The sequence below is a fragment of the Pseudomonas paeninsulae genome, from assembly GCF_035621475.1.
GTDB lineage: Bacteria > Pseudomonadota > Gammaproteobacteria > Pseudomonadales > Pseudomonadaceae > Aquipseudomonas > Aquipseudomonas paeninsulae.
Genome location: NZ_CP141799.1, coordinates 2,955,633 through 2,979,829, shown reverse-complemented (window position 1 = coordinate 2,979,829; position 24,197 = coordinate 2,955,633). Strand labels below are relative to the sequence as shown.

Sequence of the window (24,197 nt, the reverse complement as noted above, 5' to 3'; positions counted from 1 at the left end):
TTAGTGTGGATGGCGGTGCGATGCTTTTGATTGTTGGGCGGACGGTGTCCGCCATCGCCGCGGGGCGCGCCTCCTACAGGGGGGCGGCGTGCTTTGCTTATGTAGCTGACAGGCATTCGCTGTTAGGCTTTCCGATCAATAGTCATGGTTTTACCCGGCGGAGGGCTTTACCTCGCTGGTTTTCATGCTCCAAGGATTGAGGTGTTGTTGTGTTGAGACTTGCCGAGAAATTGCGCAGCCGTCTGGTCAATCTGCCACGACGGCATAAACGACTGATTCAGGTGACCATGGACGTGGTGCTGGTCTGGATAGCGCTGTGGCTAGCCTTTGTCGTGCGTTTAGGCGATTCGGAGAGTATCGAGCCTTTTGATGGTCATGCGTGGCTTTTCATCTCCGCACCGCTCATCGCCATTCCGCTATTTGTGCGCTTCGGTATGTACCGGGCGGTGATGCGTTATTTCGGCAACGATGCGCTGCTTGCCATCGGCAAGGCGGTCACGCTGTCGGCCTTGCTCCTGGCATTGGCGGTGTACTGGCATCAGGGCGCGCCCAAGCTGATTCCCCGTTCGATGGTGTTCAACTATTGGTGGTTGAGCCTGGTGATGATTGGTGGGCTGCGGCTTGTCATGCGCCAGTACTTTATGGGCGACTGGTATTCATCGGATAAACCTACTTGGCTCAAGGGGCGTGATAGCAGTTTGCCTAAGGTGGCGATATATGGTGCTGGCGCGGCTGGCAACCAGTTGGTTGCTGCGTTGCGGTTGGGCCGGGGTATGCGACCGGTGGCCTTCATTGATGACGATTCAAATATTGCCAACCGGGTGATCGCCGGGCTGCGGGTCTACACCTCCAAGCATATCCAGCAGTTGGTCGATGAAACGGGCGCCGACGAGATTCTGCTGGCGATTCCTTCGGCTAGCCGGGTTCGCCGTCGCGAGATTTTGGAGCTGTTAGAGCACTATCCACTGCATGTGCGCAGTGTCCCTGGGTTTATGGATCTGGCCAGTGGTCGGGTCAAGGTCGATGATGTGCAGGAAGTGGACATCGCCGACCTGCTCGGGCGCGATGCGGTGCCACCGCAGCAGGCGTTGTTCGAGCGTTGCATCCGTGGCCAGGTGGTGATGGTGACCGGCGCGGGTGGTTCTATTGGCTCGGAACTGTGCCGGCAGATCGTAGCCACAGGGCCGACGACCTTGTTGTTGTTCGAGCACAGCGAATTCAATCTTTACAGCATTCACAGCGAGCTGGAGCAACGCATTCGGCGCGAGTCTCTGCCTGTGCGTTTGGTGCCGATCCTGGGTTCGATCCGCAATGCCGGGCGTTTGTTCGACGTGATGCGCACCTGGGCGGTGAATACTGTGTACCACGCTGCGGCCTACAAGCATGTGCCGATGGTTGAGCACAACATCGCCGAGGGTGTGTTGAATAATGTGCTGGGCTCCACCTTCACCGCTCAGGCGGCGGTGAAGGCCGGGGTTGAGCACTTCGTGCTGATCTCCACCGATAAAGCCGTGCGCCCGACCAATGTGATGGGCAGCACCAAACGTCTGGCCGAGATGGTGCTGCAGGCCTTGAGCGCGGAGCCCGCTCCGGTGTTGTTCAGAAGTGAAGATGGTGTGCATCAAGTCAATACGACCCGTTTCACCATGGTGCGTTTCGGCAACGTTTTGGGCTCTTCGGGCTCGGTGATTCCACGGTTCCATGATCAGATTCGTCGGGGTGGCCCAGTGACGGTAACCCACCCGAATATCACCCGTTATTTCATGACCATTCCCGAGGCTGCTCAGTTGGTGATTCAGGCCGGCGCCATGGGGCAGGGCGGCGATGTGTTCGTGCTGGACATGGGCCAGCCGGTGAGAATCGTCGAGTTGGCGGAGAAGATGATTCATCTCAGTGGCCTCAGCGTGCGCTCGGAGAAGAACCCTCACGGTGATATCTCCATCGAGTTCACCGGTTTGCGCCCTGGCGAGAAATTGTATGAGGAGTTGTTGATAGGCGATAACGTCAGTCCAACTAATCATCCGATGATCATGAGGGCCAACGAGGAATGCCTGTCTTGGGAGGTCTTCAAGAAGGTCTTGGCCGATCTGCTCAATGCGGTTGAGCGCGACGACTACGACCGCGTGCGCCAACTGTTGCGTGAAACCGTGAGCGGTTATGCACCTGAAGGTGAGATCGTAGATTGGATACACCTGCAACGGCGGGTTGAGCCTTAGTCAGCGGATTTTCGGTGCTGCTTTTGCGGGAGGGCTGATCTCAGTGCGATGCTTTTGATTGTTGGGCGGACGTTGTCCGCCATCGCCGCGAGGTCGCGCCTCCTACAAGGGGTCGCGGTACTGGCCGCTTTTGTTGGAGGGTCCGGGCGGCGCTCCGTGACCTCGGCGCGATGTTTTGGGTTTTTGGAAAGGAATCCATCATGCTAAAGGACAGTTCACCCGCGTCTCGGCGGCTACGTGCGGGGCGTTGGTCGGAGGTTGGGCGGATCTATCTTGTTACTGCGGTAACTCGCGATCGTCTCCCGCTCTTCGACGACTTTGATATGGCGCGGATGTTGATAGGCACTATGCGGGAGGACCAAGCCAGGGGCTCACATCAGACCTTGGCGTTTGTGGTCATGCCAGATCATCTGCATTGGCTGCTGGAGTTGAAGCAGGGATCACTTTCGCATTTGATCGGGCGGGTAAAATCTTTGTCTGGGAAGCGAGTGGGGCGATCCGTCTGGCAGGATGGTTTTCATGATCGGGCCCTGCGCCGAGATGAGGACTTACAGGCCGTGGCACGTTACATCGTTGCCAATCCTGTGCGTGCCGGCTTAGTGGAGCGTGCCGGGCTGTATTCGCATTGGGATGCAGTTTGGCTGTAGTGACAGTGTGTTTTTGTGGCAGGGCCGAGCCGGCGCGATGCTTTTGATTGTTGGGCGAACAATGTCCGCTGTCGCCGCGAGGTCGCGCCTCCTACAGGATGTAGCTGTGTGGTTGATATTGTGTGAGGGTCCGGGCGGCGCTCCGTGACCTCGGCGCAATGTTTTTGATTTTTTGAGCGGATGTTGTCCGCCATTGCGCGTGGTTGAGACCCTGCTGTTCAGCGCGGGTACAGCGGTGGCAGTGGGCTGGTTTCCTGGGTGGCGGTGTTGCTGCCGGCTTCGTTGCTGGGGAGGGTGCGGATGGCGCGCCAGAGGTCTTCGCCTTGCCAGTGCTGACCGGTTTCGCTGTAGAGCGCGCCGTTCAGGCCGTCCAGGGCGTCGGATAGCGGCACGAAACGGGCGGCCATTTCTGCCAGGGTTTCCGGTTGTTGGCGGGCCCAGGCGTCGAGGGCGTGGCGGGTGGCTTGCGAGTCGTTGGCCAGGCAGGCGCGCTTGAGGTCGTCGAGCAGGGTGCGCGGGCTGGGGCCGGTCTGGTTGGCGCGGGCGATGGCTGGCTGGCGGCGGGCATGCCACCAGAGGCCGAAGCCAAGCAGAGTCGTGATGGTCAACAGGGCGCTGCTCAGTTGCCAGGGCCACAGTGTCGGGCCCTGGACCCAGGCCTGGGACGGTGTTTCGTCGGGCAACGGCTCTGTTTCCAGGCCGGGGGCGGGCGCAACCTCGAGTCTGCGCGCCGGCAGGCTGGTGCGTTCCAGGCGATCTTCGTGGGTATTCCACCAGACGATTTCTACCGCTGGCAGTTCGAATTGTCCGCTGCGATTGGGCACTAGGGCTTCGCGTTCCTCGCGGCTGCCGATCACGCCGCTGTCGCTGATCTGGTTGGCCAGTTGCGGCTGGTCCGGGTAGCGCCGCAGGCCTTTGACTGCGGTTGCGGGTAAGGGGGAGAGTTGTGCACTGGACAGTCCATCGACCTTGAGCAGCAAGCTGCGGGTCAGCGATTCGCCGACCTTGGCGCTGTCCGGTTGCGGGCTCCAGGTTTCCGCCAGACTCAGCGCGCGGGCCGGCAGCCAGGGGGCGTCGCTCGGGTAACCGGCGGGCTTGGCTTTGACCGTCAGGGGGATCTCCGGTGACTTGACCCGTGCGACCTTGCCGGGACGCGGGCCGAATGGCTGGAAGTCGTTGCTGTTGGCGCGGTCGACCAGGGTGGCGCTGAACGCCTGGGCGGGAATGGTCAGTTCGCCGCTACGCTGGGGGAAGATCGCGTAGCGCAGTTCGATCACGCCATGGCGGATGCCGTTGATGTCTTTTTCGTAGGTGCGCGGCTCGCCCAGTGGTTCGATGCGTGCCTCGGGCATTTCCAGTGGGCTCAGGCTGCTGTCGTCATACAGCGAGACGGAGTGGTAGATGCGCAGGGTCAGCACGCTCTGCTCCTGAACGTAGACGCTTTCCTGGTCCAGGCTGGCGTCGATGAATACTGGTGCCAGTTTGCTCGTCGCACTGTCGCTACCGGCTTCCTGTACGTGAAGGCTGATCGGCAGGGTCCGTAGTTCGCCCAGGCTCAGCGGCGGCACGACCACGTAGCCGCTGTGTTTCGGTTGCAGGGTAACGATCCAGCGGTTGATGGCGCGGGACTCGCCGTTGAGCGTGGTCAGGCGATTGACCTGGCGGCTGCCGTGTACCTCGAACAGGGTGTCGAGCGGGCTGAGGTCGGGTTTGCCGAATTGGGTGGCGTCGTCGGATTCTAGGGTCAGTTCGAAGGTTTCGCTGGCACTCAGGCGGGCGCGGTCGATGCTCGCGGTGAAGCTTTGCGCGCTGACCTGGAGTGCCAGCAGGCTGAGGAGAAGGGTGCAGAGCAGGCGGGTCATCGTTTTTGTTCCTGACGCTGTTGCTGTTCGTACCAGAATTTACGTCGCAGTAATTCACCGGGTTCATCGGGGATTTGCCGCAGCCATTGTTCCAGGGCCTGGCGCCGCTCGCTATCGAGGGGCGGCGCGGAGCTGGCGATTTGTTCTTCGCTCTGGAGGTCATCGTCCGGTTCGCTGGGTGTTGGCTTGTCGCTGTCGCCGGGCGTGGGCTGGCTGGGCGCTTGCTCCTCGTCGCCCGGGCTGGTTTGGCCGGAGGCGGGCGGCGGTTTGTCGGCATCAGGCTGCGCGGGCCCGGCCTGCGGTTGCGGTGGGGTGGGTATGCTGTCCGCTTGTTCTGGCGAATTTTGCTGCTGGTTTTGCTCTTGTTGGTTTTGCTGCAACAGTTGTTCGATCAGGGTTTTGTTGTTCTGCGCCGGGAGCAGGTCCGGCTGCAATTCCACGGCTTGGCTGTAGGCATCCAGGGCGGCTTCGAGTTCATTGCTGCGGGCCAGGGCGTTGCCACGGTTGTAGTGGGCGATGGCGTTGTCGCCGCGAGCGAAACGTTCGGCCGCGGCCGGGTAATCGCCCGCCTGGTAGAGCGCCAGACCCTGCCACTGCGGATCCTGGAAGCGTTCGGCAGCTTCGCCCGGGCGTTGCGCATCGAGCAGGCGCTGGCCTTGTTGATCGGCGCGCCACCAGAGGTCGTCAAAACTGAAGGCGTAGCTGGTCTGCGGTGCGCCGAGCAGCAGTAGCGGCAGGCAGAACAACCAGCCGCGGCGGCCGGCGCAGGCGGCTAGCAGCAACAGCGGCAGGAGCAGCCAGTGGCCTTGATCGGCCCAGGCCTGCAGGCGCGTCTGTTCGCCGTCGCGGTGCAGTTGTTGGGGCGCCGCGAGCAGACCGAGGTTGCGCAGGTCGCGGTCATCCAGGCTGACCTGCTGATAACGCCCGCCGATCTGTCGGGCGAAGCGGGCGAGGCCAGCGCTGTCGAGGCGCGGGATGAGGATTGCGCCTTGGGCGTCTTTGAGAAACGAGCCGTTTTCCTGAACGATAGGCGCACCCTCGGTGCTGCCGATCCCAAGCATATGCAGGCGTGCACCGTTGCTGCCGAGCGCCTGGCGGATACCGAGGCGTTCCTGCTGATCCAGGCCGCTGCCGATCAGGAGGATGCGGCCCTGGCCCTGGCCGCCCTGTTCAAGCAGTTGCAGCGCCTTGTTCAGCGCCAGGTCCGCGCGCCGGCCGGGCTCGGGCATGATCGAGGGTTTGAGTGATTCGAGCAGGTTGCGACTGGTGGCCAGGTCGTCGGATAGCGGCACCAGGGTGTGTGCGCTGCCGGCGAAGACCACGATTGCAGTCTGCGCATCGCGGCGCGCCTGGAGCAGGTCGAGCAGCTTGCGTTTGGCCTGCTCCAGGCGGTTGGGCGAAGTGTCGCTGGCGAGCATCTGTGGGGTCAGTTCGAGCATGATCACCAGCGGGTCGGCGGGTTTCAGATTGCTCTGCTCCAGGCGTTGCCAGCTGGGGCCAAACAGCGCCAGCAGGGCCAGCAGCCAGGCCAGCCCGAGGGCGATCGAGGGCAGGCGGCTGGTGCGACCTCGGCCGCCGCTGAGCAGCGCCGCGTGAAACGCCGGCGGCAGCAGCAGTTGCCAGCGCCCGGCGCGTTTCTCCCGGTGCCAGAGTTGCCAGAGCAGCACCGCCAGCAGTGGCACCAGCAGCAGCCAGTAAGGGCGCAGCCAGTGGGGCCATAAACCCAGTAGCCAATCTTCGATCATGGCTGTCTCCGCCAGGGACGTTGCGCCAATAGGCGTAGCCGTTGTTGCGGTTGCGGCCAGAGTTCGCGGCCCACCAGCAGCATGCTCAGCAGCAGCGCGGCGCTCAGTGGCCAGGCATACAGCGCCTGGGCCGGACGGGCCAGGGTCGGCTGCTGAGCTACCGGTTCGAGGCGGTCGAGCTGCTGCTCGATGGCACGCAGTTCGCTGCTGTCGCGGGCGCGGAAGTATTCGCCGCCGGTCACATCGGCTATCGCGCGCAGGCTCGGTTCGTCCAGATCCAGCCCCGGATTGAGACCGAACAGGCCAGCGATCCCGCCTTGTTGCGGGTCTGCGCCAATGCCGATCGGGTAGATCTTAATTCCTTCCTCGGCGGCCAGACGTGCCGCGATCATCGGTTCGATCTCACCACCAGTATTGGCGCCATCGGTCACCAGCACCAGCACGCGACTATCCGCCGGGCGTTGGCGTAGGCGCTTGACCGACAGGCCGATGGCATCGCCGATGGCGGTGTTCTTGCCGGCGATGCCGATCACCGCTTCGTCGAGCCAGGTGCGCACGGTGCGCCGGTCGAAGGTCAGGGGCGCCTGCAGATAGGCCTGGCTGCCGAACAGGATCAGGCCGACGCGGTCGCCCTGACGGCCTTCGATGAAGTCGCCCAGCAGGTGTTTGACCAGGGTCAGGCGGTCGACTTCCTCGTCTTCCCAGCGCATGTCGGCGTAGGCCATGGAGCCGGACACATCCACCGCGAGCAGCAGGTCGCGGCCGCTGGCGGGCATTGGCAGCGGTTCGCCGACCCATTCCGGGCGGGCGGCGGCTGTAAGTAGCAGCAGCCAGAGCAGGGCGAAGGGCGCCTGCTGGCGCCAGGCCGGCAGGTTGGCCCGCGCGCGGCGTCCGGCCAAACCTTCCAGCTCGCCGAGGAAGCTGACTTTCAGGGCCGCCTCGCCGCTGTCTGCCGCCGGCAGCAGCAGACGCAGCAACCAGGGCAGCGGCGCGAGCAGGATGAGCCACGGCCAGGCGAATTCAAACATGCTTGCGAATCCAGATGGCGACCGCCTGGTTGAGCCCGTCGATGGCCTTGTCGTCGAGCGTGCAGTGCGGTCGATAGGCGCCTTCGACCAGAATCATCCAGCGGGTCAGGCCGGCCGCCGGGCAACGGCTGTCGAGAAACGCCAGCCAGCCTCGACTGCTCAGGGTGTGGCTGTGGCTTTGCGGGTAGTGCTGGCGGCACAGGCGCTTGAGCAGACCGTTGAGCTGTTGCAGCCAGGGGCCGGCGGGAGCACCGTCGTAGGGTTTGCCCAGTTGTTCGAGCTCCACCAGGGCGGCTACCCGCAGCGGATCGAGGGCGTTGTCGCTGACGTTCGCTGTGCGCGTGCGGCGTAGACGTTGCAGCAAGCGCGTCAGGCCCCACAGCAGCAGTGGCACGAGCAAGGCCAGCAGCCACCAGCCAGGTGCGGGCGGCCACCAGTCGATCGGCGCCGGGGCGATCAGGGGCTCGAGTTGATCCAGCGGGTTCATAACCGTTTACCGGGGCGTTGCGCGTTGAGGTGGTCGCGCAGTTGTTCGATCATCTCACGCTGGGTGCTCAGCGCGAGCAAGGGCACACCAAGCTTCTGCGCCAGGCGTTGCCAGCGTGCCTGGCGCTCCTCGCCTTGGCCGCGATAGGCCTGGCGCAGGCTGGCGTCATGGGTGTCGAGCTCCAGTTGCGCGCCGCGTTCGGCAAAGCGCAGCAGGCCGGCGGCCGGCAGGGCATGGTCGAGCGGGTCGGAGATCGGCAGCAACAATATGTCGGTGTGGCGCGCCAGCAGGTTCAATTGTTGTTCGCTGCTGTCGCCGAGGGTGCGTTCGTCGCAGATGATCACCGCCAGGCTGCCGGGGCGCAGTACTTCGCGGGCGCGGCGCAGGGCCAGGCCGAAGCTGTCACGACTGGCTTGGCCGTCGCTGGACAGCGCCTGGTTGGCGCGGGCCAGGCGATTGAGCAGCTGCAGCAGGCTCTGCTTGCTGCGCCGCGGTTTGATTTCGTGCTGCTCCCCGCCGAATACCAGGCCGCCGATGCGGTCGTTATGACCCAGAGCGGCCCAGCCGATCAGGCTGGCGGCCTGGGCGGCGAGCACCGATTTGAACATCAGCCCGGAGCCGAAAAACAGCCGCTGGCTCTGCTCCACGAGGATGTAGGTCGGCCGCTCGCGTTCCTCATGGAACAGCTTGGTGTGCGGCTCCTGGGTGCGCGCGGTGACCCGCCAATCGATGGTGCGCACGTCGTCGCCCGCCTGGTAGACCCGCACCTGGTCGAAATCCACGCCGCGCCCGCGCAGCTTGGAGTGGTGCAGGCCGATTAGCGGGCTGCGCTTCGCCGGCGTGGAGAATAGCTGTACCTCGCGCACGCGGTGGCGCATCTCGATCAGTTCGGCGAGATTGACTCGCACGCCGGGTTGGGTGGGCTGGCTGTGCATGGCGGTTCAGCAGCGCGCCCGGATGCAATCCGGGCGCGCTGTTCGGTGCTCCCCGGATTGCATCCGGCTTATGGCTTGCGGCTTATGGCTTATGGCTTGCTGCTGCATTTATGCCACCGCCACCACATCGAGAATGCGCTGGACCACGCGATCCTGGTCGATACCGGCGGCTTCAGCCTCGAACGACAGGATGATGCGGTGGCGCAGCACGTCGAACAGCACGGCCTGGATGTCTTCCGGGCTGACGAATTCGCGCCCGGCCAGCCAGGCGTGGGCGCGCGCGCAGCGATCCAGGGCAATCGAGCCGCGCGGGCTGGCGCCGTAGGCGATCCATTCGGCCAGTTCCGGGTCGAATTTTGCCGGCGTACGCGAGGCCATCACCAGTTGCACCAGGTATTCCTCCACCGCATCGGCCATGTACAGGCCGAGGATTTCTTTGCGCGCGGCGAAGATCGCTTGCTGGCTGACCCGGTGCTCGGGCTTGGTTTCGCCATGCAGCGCTTCGCCGCGGGCCTGGGCGAGGATCTTGCGCTCGACGCTGGCATCCGGGAAGCCGACGGTCACGTGCATCAGGAAACGGTCGAGCTGGGCCTCCGGCAGCGGGTAGGTGCCTTCCTGCTCGATCGGGTTCTGCGTGGCCATCACCAGGAACAGCGGCGATAGCTGGTAGGTGCTGCGGCCAACGCTGACCTGGCGTTCGGCCATGGCCTCGAGCAGCGCCGACTGCACCTTGGCCGGGGCGCGGTTGATCTCATCGGCCAGCACCAGGTTGTGAAAAATCGGCCCCTGCTGGAACACAAAGCTGCCAGTCTCCGGACGGTAGATCTCGGTGCCGGTGATATCGGCAGGCAACAGGTCCGGAGTGAACTGGATGCGATGGAATTCGGCTTCGATCCCTTCGGCCAGTTCCTTGATCGCCTTGGTCTTGGCCAGCCCGGGCGCGCCTTCGACCAGCATGTGGCCATCGGCGAGCAAGGCGATCAGCAGCCTCTCGATGAGTTTCTCCTGGCCAAGGATCTGGGTAGAAAGAAAGGTTCGCAGCGCGAGCAGCGCTTCACGGTGTTCCATCGTTGGACTCTTTTGGCGGGGGAATGCACGTCGTGCCGGGCGCAACGACGGCTATGACTTTAATGCATTTGCCGATGCCTCGGCTATGCGTGACTCGGCATCCTCGCCAGGTGACAGGCGCTTGGCAAGGGGCTGCGGAAACAATCACCGTCTTGCTGCCACTGGCACTGCCATATTCGAGTGGTGAGGGCCGTTGCGATACGGTCGGATGGCTAATGTGCATTTGCTCGGTGAGGGGCTGAGGCATTCTCATTAGCCGGAGGGCGGTACAGGCGCCCGGCAGGCCATCGATACACTGCTCGATGTATGGTCCACCCGCGCCAAGTGGTGTGCCTCTGACGGGGTTTTAGAGAAGCAACGGCTGCTCAGTCCTCAGCCTTGCCGCCATTGCTTGAGCAGGCGCAGGTGCGCCTCTTGCGCCGATTCCTGCTGCACCGGCGCCAGGCGCAGCTCCTCACCGGGCAGACACTGCGCCAGGCGCGCTACTGCTTGCGGGGTGAGGGCGCCGAGGCGCGGGTAGCCACCGATGGTCTGGCGATCGTTGAGCAGGACGATCGGCTGGCCATCCGGCGGCACCTGCACGGCGCCCAGGGGAATACCTTCGGAAACCATGCTCGAGCGGCGGCATTGCAGCTGTGGGCCGAGCAGGCGCATGCCCATGCGATCCGAGCGTGAATCAATCTTCCAGGCGCTATTGAATACGTCGAACAAACTCTGCCCACTGAAGTCGCCGATTTGCGCGCCCATGACCAATTGCAGTTGCGGTGCAGGCGTGAATACGGGAATTAGTCGCTCATCGATCGTGCGTTGCCGCCGCTCGGCACCGGACCAGTTCAGCCGCTCGCCGGCCGCCAGTGGTTTGCCGTTACCCTGCAAGCCGCCCAGCTCTTCGCGGGCAATGCTGGCGCAGCTGCCGAGCACGCTGGGGGCATCGAAGCCGCCGGGAGCCGCCAGGTAGGCGCGCGCGCCGTGACGCGGTTGAGCAAACTTGAGCTGCTGGCCTTGGCGCACCATGAAGCTGTGCCAGGGTGCCAGGGGCTGGCCGTCCAGGCTGGCGCCGAGATCGGCGCCGGTCAGGGCGAGGCAAGCGTCCTGTTCGCAGATCAGGTTGAGATTGCCCAGGGTGATTTCCACTACGGCGGCGCCGAGCGGATTACCCAGCAGCCAGTTGGCCCAGTACATGGATATCCAGTCCAGGGCGCCGCTCTGGGTCACGCCCAGGTGGCGCACGCCGAAGCGACCGGCATCCTGCAGTTGGATAAAGGGTGTGCTGCGTTCGACGCGCAAGCCGCCAGTCTTGGGGGAGTGGCTCATTACGTCATCTCCAGGGGGCTGTCATCGCCGCCGAGGCGGATGAATTCGGCGTGGTCGATGGGCGCGAAACGCACCCGGTCGCCCGGCTGCAACAGGCTGTAGCCGTCGATGCTGCGGTCGAACAGTTGCGCGGGGCTGCGCCCGATCAGGTTCCAGCCGCCGGGCGAGACCACCGGATAGACGGCGGTCTGGCGTTCGGCAATGCCCACACTGCCGGGGGCGATGCGTTTGCGCGGGGTGCTCAGGCGTGGCGTGGCCAGGGCTTCTTCGACCAGCCCCATGAAGGCGAAGCCGGGTGCGAAGCCGATGGCGAACACCTGGTATTCATGGCCACTGTGGCGGCGGATGACTTCGGCCTCACTGAGGCCGCTGCGCTGCGCCAGCAGCGGGAGTTCCGGACCGACGCTGCGGTCGTACCAGGTCGGCAGACTATGGCAGCGACCCCCTGTGGTGCTGGCTGGTTGCAGGTCGGCGAACGCCTGGGCGATCAACTCACGGGCCTGGGACGCGCTGATGTGTTCGAGGTCGTAGTGCAGTAGCAGGGTGGTGTAGGACGGCACCAGGTCGATCAGCGCGGCGCCGAAGCTGGCGCGCAGGCGCTCGGTGGCGGCCAGCATCCAGGGCATGTTGCTTTCTTCGATGCAGTCGAACAGGCGCAGGATCAGGCTGTCGATGCCGGCGACTTCGAGCCGGGGTACAGGGGCACGTGCAGTCATGCCTGGGCCAATGCGTCGAAGGCTTGGCGAATGCGTTGTACCGCGGCGACCGAGCCGGCGTTGTCGCCATGCACGCACAGGGTGTGGGCCTGCAGGGGCAGGGCGCTGCCATCGCTGGCGACCAGTGCGTCGCCCTTGGCCAGGGTGACGGCCTGGTTGACGATGACGTCGCTGTCGTGATGCACCGCGCCGGGCTGGCTGCGCGCGACCAGAAAACCGGCCGCGTCATAGGCGCGGTCGGCGAAGGCCTCGAACCACAGGCTGATGCCGAATTCGTCGCCGATGGCTTGCGCCTGGCGGTTGTCGCTGGTGGTCATCAGCATCACCGGCAGGCTCTTGTCGTAGCTGGCCACGGCGCGCATTACCGCGCGGAGAATGTCCGGCTTGCGCATCATGTCCTGGTACAGCGCGCCGTGCGGTTTGACGTAGCTGACGCGAGTGCCTTGGCTGCGGCAGAGCGCTTCGAGGGCACCGATCTGGTAGAGCAGCAGGTCCTCGACCTCCTGCGCCGAGCAATCCATCGAACGGCGGCCGAATCCAACCAGGTCTTGATAGGCCGGGTGGGCACCGATGCGCACGTCATGACTGACCGCCAGGGCAACGGTCTTGCGCATGGTGCTGGGGTCCGAGGCGTGGAAGCCGCAGGCGATGTTGGCGCAGTCGATATAAGGCATGACCTCGGCATCCATGCCCATTTGCCAAGGGCCAAAACTTTCGCCGATATCGCAGTTCAGAAGCAGGCTGTTCACGGAAGTGTTCCTCTGGGCGGAGCGTCATGCGCTGGTCGGTCAGACGCAGGCTACGACGGCTGTTGAGTGGCCACTGCACGGGTTTGTCTATGAAAAAATGGACCGTATAGCATTCTTGATCGGGCCACCTGACGCGTCCAACTAATTAAAACGTGCACCGGAGATAGGAAAAGTCGATGGCAGTTAGGAACTGCCGGCTACGTCATCGGCTCGCAGCACGCTGCGTCGCTGCAACGATGAAGTAAGGGGCAGGGCATAGGCTTTCCGAATTCGCCCCTGCGTTTCTTGTGACGTGCTCCTAATCGCTGGCAAGCAGCAGAAACGGGGCAGCGACGGGCCGACGCTACCCGCCCGTCGGCCGTGCAGCGCTTTACCAGAGCGCCACGCTGTAGCTGAGGATCAGGCGGTTCTCGTTCAGGTCGTTGCCGAAGTTCGAACGCACAGTCGCATTCCGCCATTTGACGCCGAAGTTCTTCAGCGCGCCTTGCTGGACGACATAGGCGATGTCGGTGTTGCGCTCCCACTCCTTGCCACCGTTGCTGGCGCCAACCTGTACGTTATCGCCGGAAACATAGCGGCTCATGAACGTCAGGCCGGGCATACCAATGGCCGCGAAGTTGTAGTCGTAGCGCGCCTGCCAGGAGCGTTCGTCGATATTGGCGAAGTCATTGATCTGGATGAAATTGACCAGGTAGGGATCGCTGCTGGCGATGTACGGAAACGGGTCGTCGCCGCTCATGCGCTGGTAGCCGGCGCCGAAGGCATGGCCGCCGAGGGTGTAGGTGAACATGGCGCCGAAGGCCTGGTTGTCGATGTCGCGGAAGTTGCCGTCTTCCTGGCTCCTGGAGAAGCGCAGGTCGGTCTTGAACGACTGGCCTTCGCCCAGTGGCTTGAGGTAGACCAAGGTGCTGTAGTACTGCTGGTAGATGTCTTGCAGATTGCCGTAGTGCAGGCCAGCGCTGAGCTCGGGGGTCAGCTTGTAATCGCCGCCGCCGAACACGAACGAGTCGCTGCTGCCACCGATGCGGTTGGCGCTCATCGCGGTGTAGTCGCTGGAATTGTTGGCCTTGATCCGGTCGATCTTGCCGCCCTGCAGGGTGAGCTTTTCGATCTCTTGCACATTCAGCAGTGCGCCGCGGAACGATGCGGGGAGCAGGCGCGTGTCATTCGAGGAAACGATCGGGCTGCGAAAGGCCAGGGATCCCACTCGCAGGGTGCTCTTGGATGCTCTGAATTTGGCGGTCAGGTCGAGCTTGGAATACTCGTCCTGCGAGCCGCCGGAGCGGTCGGCTGGCAACAAGCCGCTGCCAGAGGTGCCGTCACCGGAGTCGAGCTTCAGACCGAGCATGCCAAGCGCATCGACGCCTATGCCGACCGTGCCTTCGCTGTAGCCTGACTCCAAGCGCAGGAGAAAGCCCTGGGCCCATTCTTCCGCCTTGTCGCGTGCGTTGTGCTGGCGAAAATCACGGTTGAAGTAAAAATTGCGCAGATCGAGGCTACCTTTGCTGTCGCTGATGAAATCGGCGTTGGCCAGAGCGGGCAGGCTGCTGGCGATCAGTAGGGCAGCTATTCGTTGGTTCGGGGTCATCCGGAGTATCTCCTGGACGCCATGCGCGCAGCGTAGAGGCGGTTGCTGGGCAGGGCGCAGTTGTATATTTGTTTTTATTGGGGCTTGCGATACCGCCGGCGCATTCTTGGTAGGGGAAGGAGTAAGCGTCCAACGAGAAAAAGCAGGGGGCCGGCGATAAGAAAATCCAATGCGCCACCGAGGTGGCAGGCACGCAATTGGCATGCGGCCTGTTTCGCGTGCATCATTGCGACTTGTTCTACCCGCAACAGAACTTCATTACCCAGAGGGTGCCGTCGGCCATGAACCTGAGATTTCTCGAGACTTTTGTGTGGGTGGCGCGACTGAAGAGCTTTCGTCTCACTGCAGAAAAGTTGTTCAGCACCCAGGCCTCTATTTCAAGTCGAATTGCTGCGCTGGAAGACGAGTTGGGGGTGCGCCTGTTTCTGCGTGACTCGAAGGGCGTTTCGCTGACGCCGGAAGGGCAGAAGGTGCTCGAATACGCCGAACGGATGATCGACACCATGCAGGCGTTGAAGCAGTCGATCAGCGATACCGGCAACATCCAGGGGCGCATCCGGGTCGGGGCGATGGACACGGTTATTCACACCTGGCTAAGCCCCTTCGTGACCAAGATCATGGAGCGTTACCCGGCAGTGGAAATCGAGCTGACGGCCGATACCGCGCGTAATCTCTGCGATCAATTGCAGAAGGGCTATCTGGATATCATTTTGCAGACCGACATGGTCAACGGCGACAGTGTGCGCAATCTGGAACTGGCGAACTTCCCAGTGCACTGGATAGTGCCGACTGGCTCGTTGTATCACCGTGGCTATGCATCGATGAATGAATTGGCTAAAGAACGCATCATTACCTTCTCGAAGAATTCCCGCCCGCACCAGGACATCCTCAACCTGCTGCACGCCGGCAATGTCAGCGCGCCGCGGATCAGTTGCGTGAATTCCGTGGCGGCCATGACGCGCTTGGTTCGTGACGGTTTCGGCATCGGCGCGTTACCGGCGGCCTTGGTCAGTGAAGAGCTGAAGCAGGGTGTGCTGACCATCCTCGATGACGTACCGCAACCTTCGCCACTCGGCATGGTTGCCACGTGGCGCACCGGTGCTGGCCTCGAGCTGAGCGAAGACATAGTCGCGCTCGCCTGTGAAGTGCTCTGCGAGTACGCCGAGCAGATGGGCGAAGCCATGGTTGCGTTGACCATCCCTAGCGCAGAACACCGGGCGGACTGAGTCGGTAGTACCGGCGTCGCCGCTACCGACCGTGACGAGTCGGTTCGCTGAGAGGGCACGCGAGCGCTGTTGCACGAATTTCTGCGCGCTACAGTCGCGACTGCAATCCAGTCATCGACTGCGCCATAAAGGGCAGGCCACGTAAAGCCACCCCTTTCCCTAGCATGGATGCACATCGATGGTGCGTGGGTTCTGTGCCTGCCGCGTTTCGCCTCATAACAATTTCCGATCATGCGTTCCCGGTTTTTCTAGTTGGACAGGCTTTGCCTATTAAACAAGACTCGGGGTGTTTTCCCTCAAGCGCCGGCACAGACCATTGCGCCTACAACAATAATCTGGAGAAACTCATGAAAAGTACTTCGTTTCGCTTCGCACTGTCGGCTATGGCCTGTGCCTTGAGCATTGGTGCGTTTGCCGCGCAGGCCGCCGAGCGCTGGAACATGTCGGTCGAACAGCCCGACGGCAACTTCATTACTACCGTGGCCAAGGACTTCGCCAAAGATGTCGAAGCCGCCACCGCTGGCGAGTTGCAGATACGCATCCATGCTAACTCGGTGCTGTTCAAGCGCCCCGAGGTCAAGCGCGCGGTGCAAACCGGCCAGGTTCAGGTTGGCGACGTGCTGATGTCAGTCTTGGGCAACGAAGACCCGATCTATGAAGTGGATAGCGTGCCGTTCCTTGTGCGCAATTACACGGATGCACAAAAACTTTGGGTGGCCAGTCGCCCCGCGGTGGAAGAACGTCTTGCCACGCAGGGCATCAAGCTGCTCTATGCCATGCCCTGGTCGCCGCAGAGTATCTACAGCAAGACCCCGATCAGCAGCATGGATGACTTCAAGGGCATGAAATTTCGGGCCTACAATCCAGCGACCTCGCGCATAGCCGAGCTGATGGGGGCTATTCCGACGATTATCCAAACCGGTGAAATCCCTCAGGCGTTCAGTACCAGCATGATCAGCGGCATGCTGACGTCCCCGACTACCGGAGTGGACTCCCAGGCCTGGGATTTCGTTAGCTACTACTACGACGTTAAAGCGTTCATTCCGAAGAACTTCGTGATCGTCAATGCACGTGCCTTTAAGCGTCTGCCACCAGCATCGCAAAAGGCTGTGCTGGAGGCCGCTGCGCGTGCCGAAACGCGCGGCTGGGCGATCGCGCAGGAGGAGACCAGCAAGTTGGTGAAGACTCTCGCCGATCACGGTATGCAGGTCGCTGAAAGCGCGCCTGAGGCAGTCGAAGCCGGCTTCGATAAAATCGGTGAAACCATGCTCGACGAATGGCTGGAGAAATCCGGTGCCGACGGTAAGGCCATTATCGACGCGTACAAAAACTGACGCCGTCGGCTCAAGTCGCCGGGGTTAGCGAGCATCTGTGAATGCAGTGTGCGTTGTATCCCGGCATCTCTACCAGCGATCAGGGGAGTCTTGACCATGACGCCATTGCATAAGCTTTACACCCTATCCGGATGGCTGTCCGGTGTGTTTCTCGTCCTGATCTGCCTGTTGGTAGTCGCGCAGATCGTCGCGCGTCAGCTAGGCACGATGGTGCCTTCGGCGGATGAGTTTGCTGCTTACGCCATGGCCGCCTCAGGCTTCCTGGGGTTGCCTTATGCCTTGCAGCGTGGCGCACACGTGCGCGTCGAAATGCTCTGTAAGTTGTTGCCGGCTCGTGGGCGTTTTTTTGCCGATGTGCTGAGTACCTTCATCGGGCTGTCGATCGCCGCCTATCTGGCCTGGTATTGCAGCCTGTTCGTGATCGAGTCCTACGAGTTCGACGAAGTATCGTCGGGCCTGCTGCCCATTCCAATGTGGTTGCCGCAGCTGTCGATGCTGCTGGGCACCCTGATCCTGGTTATTGCGATGGCCGAGCGTCTGGTGCTGGTCTGTCTGGGGCGGCGCTTCGAGGTCGCCGAGGTCAGCACGGCGATGAGCGAATGAGCGCTACCCGAGACGTTGTTCTTTTCTGCGGCCGTGCCCGCATCGCATTAGTGAGCTAGCCATGGAACACACAATAATTACAGTCACTCTGCTGGTGGCGTTGTTTGCGCTGCTGGGTGGGGGAGTATGGGTCGCGCTGTCGCTGATCGGCGTCGGTATTATCGGCATGGAGCTGTTCGGCGGCGCGCCGGCGGGCTCTATTCTCGCCTCTACCAGCTGGGCTTCGAGTGCCAGCTGGACGTTGACGGCATTGCCGCTGTTTATCTGGATGGGCGAGATCCTTTACCGCACGCGGCTTTCGGAAGACATGTTCAATGGTCTGTCGCCGTGGATGCGCGGGCTGCCGGGACGCCTGCTGCATGTCAATGTAGTTGGCTGCGGTATCTTTGCGGCGGTCAGCGGTTCGTCGGCGGCCACGGCGGCGACCATTGGCCGGATTTCCCTGCCGGAACTGAAGTCTCGCGGCTATCCGGACAAAATTGCCATGGGCTCGCTGGCGGGTGCCGGCACCTTGGGACTGTTGATTCCGCCGTCGATCATGATGATTGTCTATGGCGTGGCTGCGCAGGTGTCCATCTCCCGACTGTTCATTGCCGGCATCCTGCCGGGTCTGCTGTTGCTGGTGATCTTCAGTGGTTTTCTCATGCTCTGGGCGACATTCAATCGCGACAAGCTGCCGGCAGAAACCGAAGCCATGCCGTTTATGGATAAGCTGCGGGGTTCCAAGTTACTGATTCCCGTGGTGCTGTTGATCGTGGCAGTGATCGGCTCGATCTACGCCGGCTTTGCTACGGCGACTGAAGCGGCAGCGGTTGGGGTTGTCGGTGCCTTGCTGATTGCCTTGTGTTCCGGCTCACTGAGCCGCGAGACCTTCATGGCGAGTTTGATGGGCGCGGTTTGCACATCGTGCATGATCTTTTTCATTTTGCTGGGGGCCGCTTACCTGACGTCGGCAATGAGCTTCACTGGGCTACCTTCGGCGCTGGCCGACTGGATCATCGCCAAGCAACTGTCGCCCTACCTGCTGCTGTTGGCGTTGAGCGTGTTGTTTATTGTCCTGGGCTGCTTTCTCGACGGTATTTCGATCATCCTGCTGACCACCGCGGTGGTGCTGCCGGCGGTGCAGGCGGCGGGAATCGACCTGCTATGGTTTGGCATCTTCCTCATCCTGGTGGTCGAGATGGCGCAGATAACCCCACCGGTGGGCTTCAATCTGTTCGTCATTCAAAACCTGACGGGCTATGACATGTGGACAGTGGCCAAGGCCAGCTTTCCATTCTTCCTGCTGCTGGTGCTGGCGGCGATCCTGATTACCGTCTTTCCGCAGATCGTTCTGCTGTTACCGCAGGCGATGCGGGGCGCCTGAGTCCGCCTTGGCTAAGGCGGCTGCGACGCCTTTTGCCAGCGATCGAGCCGCCACTTGACGCTGCAAGTGGGTGGAATGGCCTTCTTTTCATCGCATTTGCCTGCCGGGGGAACAGCCTTGAAAGAAAATGTCGCAGCGCGGCAAGCGCTGCAAGGCGTTCCCTCGTTAAGCTCATGCGGCAATTGTGACCAGCGAGTCGTTGCTGTCGCCACACCTTAGGGGCAAGCATTTGAATGCAGCAAATGCGACCTGGACTAAGGTTGTGGCGTAAGTGCAAGGCTCGCGACTGCCTTTAGCCTGCTAATCGAATCTCAAGCCAATTGGAGCTTAACCATGGCGTTCTTTACGGCGGCCAGCAAAGCCGACTTTCAGCATCAACTGCAAGCGGCCCTGGCGCAGCACGTCAGTGAACAAGCATTGCCACAAGTCGCGCTGTTCGCCGAGCAATTCTTCGGCATCATCGCGCTAGACGAACTTACCCAGCGCCGGCTTTCCGACCTGGTCGGTTGCACCCTGTCATCCTGGCGTATGTTGCAGCGCTTCGATCACGGCAAAACTGAAATTCGCGCCTTCAACCCCGATTACGAGAAGCACGGCTGGCAGTCGACGCATTCCGGCGTGGAAATCCTGCGCAGCGATATTCCCTTCCTGGTCGACTCGGCACGCATGGAGCTGAATCGCCGTGGCTACAGCATCCACACCCTGCAGAACACCGTGTTCAGCGTACGCCGCAATAAACAGGGCGAGCTGCTGGAAATCCTGCCCAAGGGCACCCAGGGTGAGGGGGTGCTGCAGGAAGCGCTGATGTTCCTGGAAATCGACCGCTGCGCCAGCAGTGGCGAGCTGAAGATCCTGGAAAAAGCCCTGCGCGAAGTCTTCGAGGAAGTGCGCCTGAGCGTGGTTGATTTTAAACCGATGAAGGCCAAAGCCCAGGAGCTGCTGGCCTGGCTGGGCAGGGCAAAACTCAATGTCGAGGGCGCCGAAGTCGAGGAAATCAAGGTTTTCCTGAGCTGGTTGCTGGATGACCACTTCACCTTCCTTGGCTATGAAGAATTCACCGTGGTCGATGCGCCGGGTGGCGGCACCATCGTCTACGACGAGCAGTCCCTGCTGGGTATGTCCAAGCGCTTGCGCGGCGGTCTCAAGAGCGAGGACCTGAGCATCGAGCCGGAAGCGCTCAGCTACCTGCGTGAGCCGCTGCTGTTGTCCTTCGCCAAGGCGGCGGTGCCGAGTCGCGTGCACCGTCCGGCCTATCCTGATCTGGTGTCGGTACGTGAGCTGGACAGCAAGGGGCGGGTAATCAAGGAATGCCGCTTCATGGGTCTGTACACCTCGGCGGTGTATGCCGAGAGCGTGTGGAACATCCCCTATATCCGCCGCAAGGTGGCGGTGATCGAGGAGCGTGCCGGTTTTGACAGCAAGGCGCACCTGGGCAAGGAACTGGCCCAGGTATTGGAAGTGCTGCCGCGTGACGACCTGTTCCAGACCCCGGTCGATGACCTGTGCGATACCGCCATGGCCATCGTGCAGATTCAGGAGCGCAACAAGATCCGCGTGTTCCTGCGCCGCGACCCCTATGGTCGTTTCTGCTACTGCCTGGTCTATGTGCCGCGTGACGTCTACTCCACCGAGATCCGGATGAAGATCCAGCAGGTGCTGATGGAGCGCCTGCAAGCCACCGATTGCGAATTCTGGACCTTCTTCTCCGAGTCGGTGCTGGCGCGCGTGCAGTTCATCCTGCGTGCCGACCCGAAGAACAAGGTGCAGATCGATCCGGTGCGCCTGGAGAAGGAAGTCATTCAGGCCTGTCGTTCGTGGAAGGACGATTACGCTAGCCTGATGGTGGAAAGCTTCGGCGAGGCTCAGGGCACCAATGTGCTGGCGGATTTCCCCAGTGGTTTCCCGGCCGGTTACCGTGAGCGGTTTGCCCCGCATTCGGCGGTGGTCGATATGCAGCACCTGCTCAACTTGAGTAGCGAGCGGCCGCTGGTGATGAGCTTCTATCAGCCGTTGGCCGATGCCGGTCAACAGCTGCATTGCAAGCTATACCATGCCGACACGCCGTTGCCGCTGTCGGACGTGCTGCCGATTCTGGAGAATCTTGGCCTGCGCGTGCTCGGTGAGTTCCCTTATCGCCTGCACCAGCAGAATGGCCGCGAGTTCTGGATTCACGATTTCGCCTTCACCTACGCCGAAGGCCTGGACGTCGATATCCAGCAGCTCAACGACACGCTGCAGGACGCCTTCGTCCACATCGTCGGTGGCGACGCTGAGAACGATGCCTTCAACCGCCTGGTGCTGACTGCGGCCATGCCGTGGCGTGACGTGGCGCTGCTGCGCGCCTATGCGCGTTACTTGAAGCAGATTCGCCTGGGCTTCGGCCTCAACTATATCGCCAGTACCCTGGTCAACCATGCCAACATCGCCAAGGAATTGGTGCGTCTGTTCAAGACTCGCTTCTATCTGGCCCGCAAGCTCGGCGCCGCAGACCTGGAGAGCAAGCAGCATAAGCTGGAGCAGGCCATTCTTGCTGCGCTGGATAACGTAGCGGTGCTCAACGAAGACCGCATCCTGAGGCGCTACCTGGACCTGATCAAGGCCACCCTGCGCACCAACTTCTACCAGCCCGATGCCGCAGGGCAGAGCAAGTCCTACTTCAGCTTCAAGCTCAACCCGCGGGCGATTCCGGACATTCCCAAGCCGACGCCAAAATTCGAGATATTCGTCTATTCGCCGCGAGTCGAAGGCGTGCACCTGCGTTTCGGTGACGTCGCCCGCGGTGGCCTGCGCTGGTCGGATCGTGATGAAGACTTCCGTACCGAAGTGCTTGGCCTGGTCAAGGCGCAGCAGGTGAAGAACGCCGTCATCGTGCCGATGGGCGCCAAGGGCGGCTTCCTGCCGCGGCGTATGCCGGTGGGCGGCTCGCGTGACGAGATCATGGCCGAGGGCATCGCCTGCTACCGGATCTTTATCAGCGGCCTGCTCGACATCACCGACAACCTCAAGGAAGGCGCGGTGGTGCCGCCGGCCAACGTGGTTCGCCACGATCAGGATGATCCCTATCTGGTGGTCGCGGCCGACAAGGGCACCGCAACATTCTCCGATATCGCCAACGGTATCGCGGGCGATTATGGCTTCTGGCTGGGCGATGCCTTCGCTTCCGGTGGTTCGGCCGGGTATGACCACAAGGGCATGGGCATTACCGCCAAGGGCGCCTGGGTTTCGGTGCAGCGTCACTTCCGTGAGCGCGGTATCAACGTGCAGCAGGACAACACCACGGTGATCGGGATCGGTGACATGGCCGGTGACGTGTTCGGCAACGGCCTGCTGCTGTCGGACAAGCTGCAGCTGGTCGCGGCCTTCAACCACCTGCATATCGTTATCGACCCCAACCCGGATGCGGCCATGAGCTTCGTCGAGCGCAAGCGTCTGTTCGACCTGCCGCGCTCCAGCTGGGCCGATTACGACACGTCGCTGATTTCCGCGGGTGGCGGGATCTTCCTGCGTAGCGCCAAGAGCATTCCCATCAGCGCGCAAATGCAAGAGCGCTTCGACATCAGCGCCGACAAGCTGGCGCCGAACGAACTGCTCAATGCGCTGCTCAAGGCGCCGGTGGACCTGATCTGGAACGGCGGTATCGGTACCTACGTCAAGTCGAGCAAGGAAAGCCATGCCGATGTTGGCGATAAGGCCAACGATTCGTTGCGCGTCGACGGTCGCGAGCTGCGGGCGCTGGTCGTGGGTGAGGGCGGCAACCTCGGCATGACCCAGTTGGGTCGCGTCGAGTACGGCCTCAATGGCGGGGCGAGCTATACCGACTTCATCGATAACGCCGCCGGGGTGGATTGTTCCGACCATGAGGTAAATATCAAGATCCTGCTCAACGAGATCGTTGCGGCTGGCGACATGACCGGCAAGCAGCGCAACAAGCTGCTGGTCGAGATGACCGATGCGGTGGGCGGCCTGGTCTTGGCCAACAACTACAAGCAGACCCAGGCCCTGTCGTTGGCCGAGCGTCGTGCGCGTGAACGGCTGGGCGAGTACAAGCGTGTGATGGCTGGGCTGGAGGCTGCAGGCAAGCTGGATCGTGCCCTGGAGTTCCTGCCGTCCGACGACGAACTTAATGAGCGTGCCGCCAAAGGCCAGGGCCTGACTCGCCCGGAGTTGTCGGTGCTGATCTCCTACAGCAAGATCGATCTGAAAGAGTCGCTGCTCAAATCCCAGGTGCCGAACGATGAGTACCTGGCGCGCGAGATGGAAACCGCCTTCCCGCCGCTCCTAGCGCAGAAGTTCGGTGAGCAGATGCGTCGTCATCGCCTCAAACGCGAAATTGTCAGCACGCAGATCGCCAACGATCTGGTCAACCACATGGGCATCACCTTCGTGCAACGCTTGAAGGAGTCCACCGGCATGAGTTCGGCCAACGTCGCCGGGGCCTATGTCATCGTGCGCGATGTGTTCCGCCTGCCGTATTGGTGGAAGCAGATCGAGGCGCTGGACTACCAGGTGCCGGCCGAACTGCAGTTGCAAATGATGGATGAGCTGATGCGTCTGGGGCGTCGGGCCACCCGTTGGTTCCTGCGTAGCCGCCGCAATGAGCTGGATGCGGCGCACGACGTGGCGCATTTCGCGCCCCGCATCGAGGCGCTGGCGCTGAGCCTCGACGAGTTGCTCGAAGGCCCGGCGCGTGAGCAGTGGCTCGCACGTTTCCAGGCCTATGTCGAGGCCGGTGTGCCTGAAGTGCTGGCGCGTATGGTGGCCGGTACCAGCCATCTGTACACCCTGCTGCCGATCATCGAGGCGTCGGATCTCACCGCCCAGGATCCGCAGCGGGTTGCCGCAACCTACTTCGCTGTTGGCGGGTCGCTGGATCTGTCCTGGTATCTGCAGCAGATCACCGGGCTGACGGTGGAAAGCAATTGGCAGGCACTGGCGCGGGAAGCCTTCCGTGACGATCTGGACTGGCAGCAGCGGGCGATCACCGTGTCGGTGCTGCAGATGGTCGAGGCACCGACAGAGGTCGAAGAGCGGCTGGTGGTCTGGCTGGAGCAGCATCGCCGCCTGGTCGAGCGCTGGAAAACCATGCTCGCCGAGTTGCGTGCGGCGACAGGCTCCGATTACGCCATGTATGCGGTCGCCAATCGCGAGCTGATGGACCTGGCACAAAGCGCCCAGCGTGGGGTGTGCGCGCCCTGAGTCGCGCCTGAGCTGAACCCGAGCCCCGCCTAGTGCGGGGCTTTTTACTGTGGGTGCGCCGTTCGGTTCGCGGGCTGTGAGCTGGAGGGCTTGGCGGTCGGAGGGGGCGGCACGGGT

General features: G+C 62.3%; 17 protein-coding genes. 7 read left to right on the top strand and 10 right to left on the bottom strand.

Translation table 11 applies throughout. The annotated features are described in order from the left end of the window. Positions 1-287 precede the first annotated feature (287 nt). Together VCJ09_RS13700 and VCJ09_RS13695 are read left to right on the top strand one after the other, a co-directional pair. Positions 288-2,216 (top strand): polysaccharide biosynthesis protein, encoded by a 1,929-nt coding sequence (locus VCJ09_RS13700; protein WP_407693043.1) that lies wholly within the window; start codon positions 288-290, stop codon positions 2,214-2,216. 200 nt (positions 2,217-2,416) lie between these two features. Then, a complete protein-coding gene (locus VCJ09_RS13695; RefSeq protein WP_324730733.1) occupies positions 2,417-2,863 on the top strand; it encodes an REP-associated tyrosine transposase in 447 nt (148 codons plus the stop codon). Between the two features lie 218 nt (positions 2,864-3,081). Here the strand turns inward: VCJ09_RS13695 and VCJ09_RS13690 are convergent, their stop codons facing one another. The 10 genes from VCJ09_RS13690 to VCJ09_RS13645 form a co-directional block, all read right to left on the bottom strand. Next, entirely contained in the window at positions 3,082-4,725 is a 1,644-nt protein-coding gene (locus VCJ09_RS13690; RefSeq protein WP_324730732.1) for a BatD family protein, read from the bottom strand. Beyond that, positions 4,722-6,470 carry a VWA domain-containing protein gene (locus VCJ09_RS13685; RefSeq protein WP_324730731.1) on the bottom strand — a complete coding sequence of 583 codons (1,749 nt, stop codon included), beginning with the start codon at positions 6,468-6,470 and terminating at the stop codon, positions 4,722-4,724. The genes VCJ09_RS13690 and VCJ09_RS13685 overlap by 4 nt, the downstream gene beginning before the upstream one ends. Continuing rightward, complete coding sequence (locus tag VCJ09_RS13680) at positions 6,467-7,498, bottom strand: vWA domain-containing protein (RefSeq protein ID WP_324730730.1); 1,032 nt, start codon at positions 7,496-7,498, stop codon at positions 6,467-6,469. The genes VCJ09_RS13685 and VCJ09_RS13680 overlap by 4 nt, the downstream gene beginning before the upstream one ends. Then, positions 7,491-7,985 carry a DUF4381 domain-containing protein gene (locus VCJ09_RS13675; RefSeq protein WP_324730729.1) on the bottom strand — a complete coding sequence of 165 codons (495 nt, stop codon included), beginning with the start codon at positions 7,983-7,985 and terminating at the stop codon, positions 7,491-7,493. The genes VCJ09_RS13680 and VCJ09_RS13675 overlap by 8 nt, the downstream gene beginning before the upstream one ends. Further along, positions 7,982-8,920 carry a DUF58 domain-containing protein gene (locus VCJ09_RS13670; protein ID WP_324730728.1) on the bottom strand — a complete coding sequence of 313 codons (939 nt, stop codon included), beginning with the start codon at positions 8,918-8,920 and terminating at the stop codon, positions 7,982-7,984. Before VCJ09_RS13670 ends, VCJ09_RS13675 begins: the two co-directional genes overlap by 4 nt. A 108-nt stretch (positions 8,921-9,028) precedes the next feature. Further along, complete coding sequence (locus VCJ09_RS13665) at positions 9,029-9,988, bottom strand: AAA family ATPase (protein WP_324730727.1); 960 nt, start codon at positions 9,986-9,988, stop codon at positions 9,029-9,031. Between the two features lie 372 nt (positions 9,989-10,360). Continuing rightward, the gene (locus VCJ09_RS13660; RefSeq protein ID WP_324730726.1) at positions 10,361-11,302 is read right to left on the bottom strand and encodes a 5-oxoprolinase subunit C family protein; all 942 of its coding nucleotides are present in this window, start codon (positions 11,300-11,302) and stop codon (positions 10,361-10,363) included. Next, positions 11,302-12,018, bottom strand: coding sequence for a 5-oxoprolinase subunit B family protein (locus VCJ09_RS13655; RefSeq protein WP_324730725.1), 717 nt, complete (start codon positions 12,016-12,018; stop codon positions 11,302-11,304). Before VCJ09_RS13655 ends, VCJ09_RS13660 begins: the two co-directional genes overlap by 1 nt. Further along, the gene (locus VCJ09_RS13650) at positions 12,015-12,767 is read right to left on the bottom strand and encodes a 5-oxoprolinase subunit PxpA (protein WP_324730724.1); all 753 of its coding nucleotides are present in this window, start codon (positions 12,765-12,767) and stop codon (positions 12,015-12,017) included. The genes VCJ09_RS13655 and VCJ09_RS13650 overlap by 4 nt, the downstream gene beginning before the upstream one ends. A gap of 370 nt (positions 12,768-13,137) precedes the next feature. Continuing rightward, on the bottom strand, positions 13,138-14,355 hold the full coding sequence (locus tag VCJ09_RS13645) for an OprD family porin (RefSeq protein WP_324730723.1): 1,218 nt from the start codon (positions 14,353-14,355) through the stop codon (positions 13,138-13,140). A 281-nt stretch (positions 14,356-14,636) separates the two neighbouring features. On the opposite strand from VCJ09_RS13645, the gene VCJ09_RS13640 reads away from it, so the two are divergent. From VCJ09_RS13640 to VCJ09_RS13620, 5 genes are all read left to right on the top strand, one after another. Beyond that, positions 14,637-15,581: a LysR family transcriptional regulator gene (locus tag VCJ09_RS13640; protein WP_324730722.1), complete on the top strand. Its 945-nt coding sequence runs from the start codon at positions 14,637-14,639 to the stop codon at positions 15,579-15,581. A 194-nt stretch (positions 15,582-15,775) separates the two neighbouring features. Further along, positions 15,776-16,915 (top strand): TRAP transporter substrate-binding protein, encoded by a 1,140-nt coding sequence (locus tag VCJ09_RS13635; RefSeq protein ID WP_324730721.1) that lies wholly within the window; start codon positions 15,776-15,778, stop codon positions 16,913-16,915. A 96-nt stretch (positions 16,916-17,011) separates the two neighbouring features. Further along, positions 17,012-17,518, top strand: a complete 507-nt coding sequence (locus VCJ09_RS13630) for a TRAP transporter small permease (protein ID WP_324730720.1) — start codon at positions 17,012-17,014, stop codon at positions 17,516-17,518. A gap of 61 nt (positions 17,519-17,579) precedes the next feature. Beyond that, a complete protein-coding gene (locus VCJ09_RS13625; protein ID WP_324730719.1) occupies positions 17,580-18,884 on the top strand; it encodes a TRAP transporter large permease in 1,305 nt (434 codons plus the stop codon). 333 nt (positions 18,885-19,217) lie between these two features. Continuing rightward, positions 19,218-24,080 (top strand): NAD-glutamate dehydrogenase, encoded by a 4,863-nt coding sequence (locus VCJ09_RS13620; protein WP_324730718.1) that lies wholly within the window; start codon positions 19,218-19,220, stop codon positions 24,078-24,080. Positions 24,081-24,197 lie beyond the last annotated feature (117 nt).

Bases quoted from the DNA above. Each gene is read 5' to 3' on its own strand.
- VCJ09_RS13700 (WP_407693043.1), top strand. From the start codon at position 288: ATGGACGTGGTGCTGGTCTGGATAGCGCTGTGGCTAGCCTTTGTCGTG.
- VCJ09_RS13695 (WP_324730733.1), top strand. From the start codon at position 2,417: ATGCTAAAGGACAGTTCACCCGCGTCTCGGCGGCTACGTGCGGGGCGT.
- VCJ09_RS13690 (WP_324730732.1), bottom strand. From the start codon at position 4,725: ATGACCCGCCTGCTCTGCACCCTTCTCCTCAGCCTGCTGGCACTCCAG.
- VCJ09_RS13685 (WP_324730731.1), bottom strand. From the start codon at position 6,470: ATGATCGAAGATTGGCTACTGGGTTTATGGCCCCACTGGCTGCGCCCT.
- VCJ09_RS13680 (WP_324730730.1), bottom strand. From the start codon at position 7,498: ATGTTTGAATTCGCCTGGCCGTGGCTCATCCTGCTCGCGCCGCTGCCC.
- VCJ09_RS13675 (WP_324730729.1), bottom strand. From the start codon at position 7,985: ATGAACCCGCTGGATCAACTCGAGCCCCTGATCGCCCCGGCGCCGATC.
- VCJ09_RS13670 (WP_324730728.1), bottom strand. From the start codon at position 8,920: ATGCACAGCCAGCCCACCCAACCCGGCGTGCGAGTCAATCTCGCCGAA.
- VCJ09_RS13665 (WP_324730727.1), bottom strand. From the start codon at position 9,988: ATGGAACACCGTGAAGCGCTGCTCGCGCTGCGAACCTTTCTTTCTACC.
- VCJ09_RS13660 (WP_324730726.1), bottom strand. From the start codon at position 11,302: ATGAGCCACTCCCCCAAGACTGGCGGCTTGCGCGTCGAACGCAGCACA.
- VCJ09_RS13655 (WP_324730725.1), bottom strand. From the start codon at position 12,018: ATGACTGCACGTGCCCCTGTACCCCGGCTCGAAGTCGCCGGCATCGAC.
- VCJ09_RS13645 (WP_324730723.1), bottom strand. From the start codon at position 14,355: ATGACCCCGAACCAACGAATAGCTGCCCTACTGATCGCCAGCAGCCTG.
- VCJ09_RS13640 (WP_324730722.1), top strand. From the start codon at position 14,637: ATGAACCTGAGATTTCTCGAGACTTTTGTGTGGGTGGCGCGACTGAAG.
- VCJ09_RS13630 (WP_324730720.1), top strand. From the start codon at position 17,012: ATGACGCCATTGCATAAGCTTTACACCCTATCCGGATGGCTGTCCGGT.
- VCJ09_RS13625 (WP_324730719.1), top strand. From the start codon at position 17,580: ATGGAACACACAATAATTACAGTCACTCTGCTGGTGGCGTTGTTTGCG.
- VCJ09_RS13620 (WP_324730718.1), top strand. From the start codon at position 19,218: ATGGCGTTCTTTACGGCGGCCAGCAAAGCCGACTTTCAGCATCAACTG.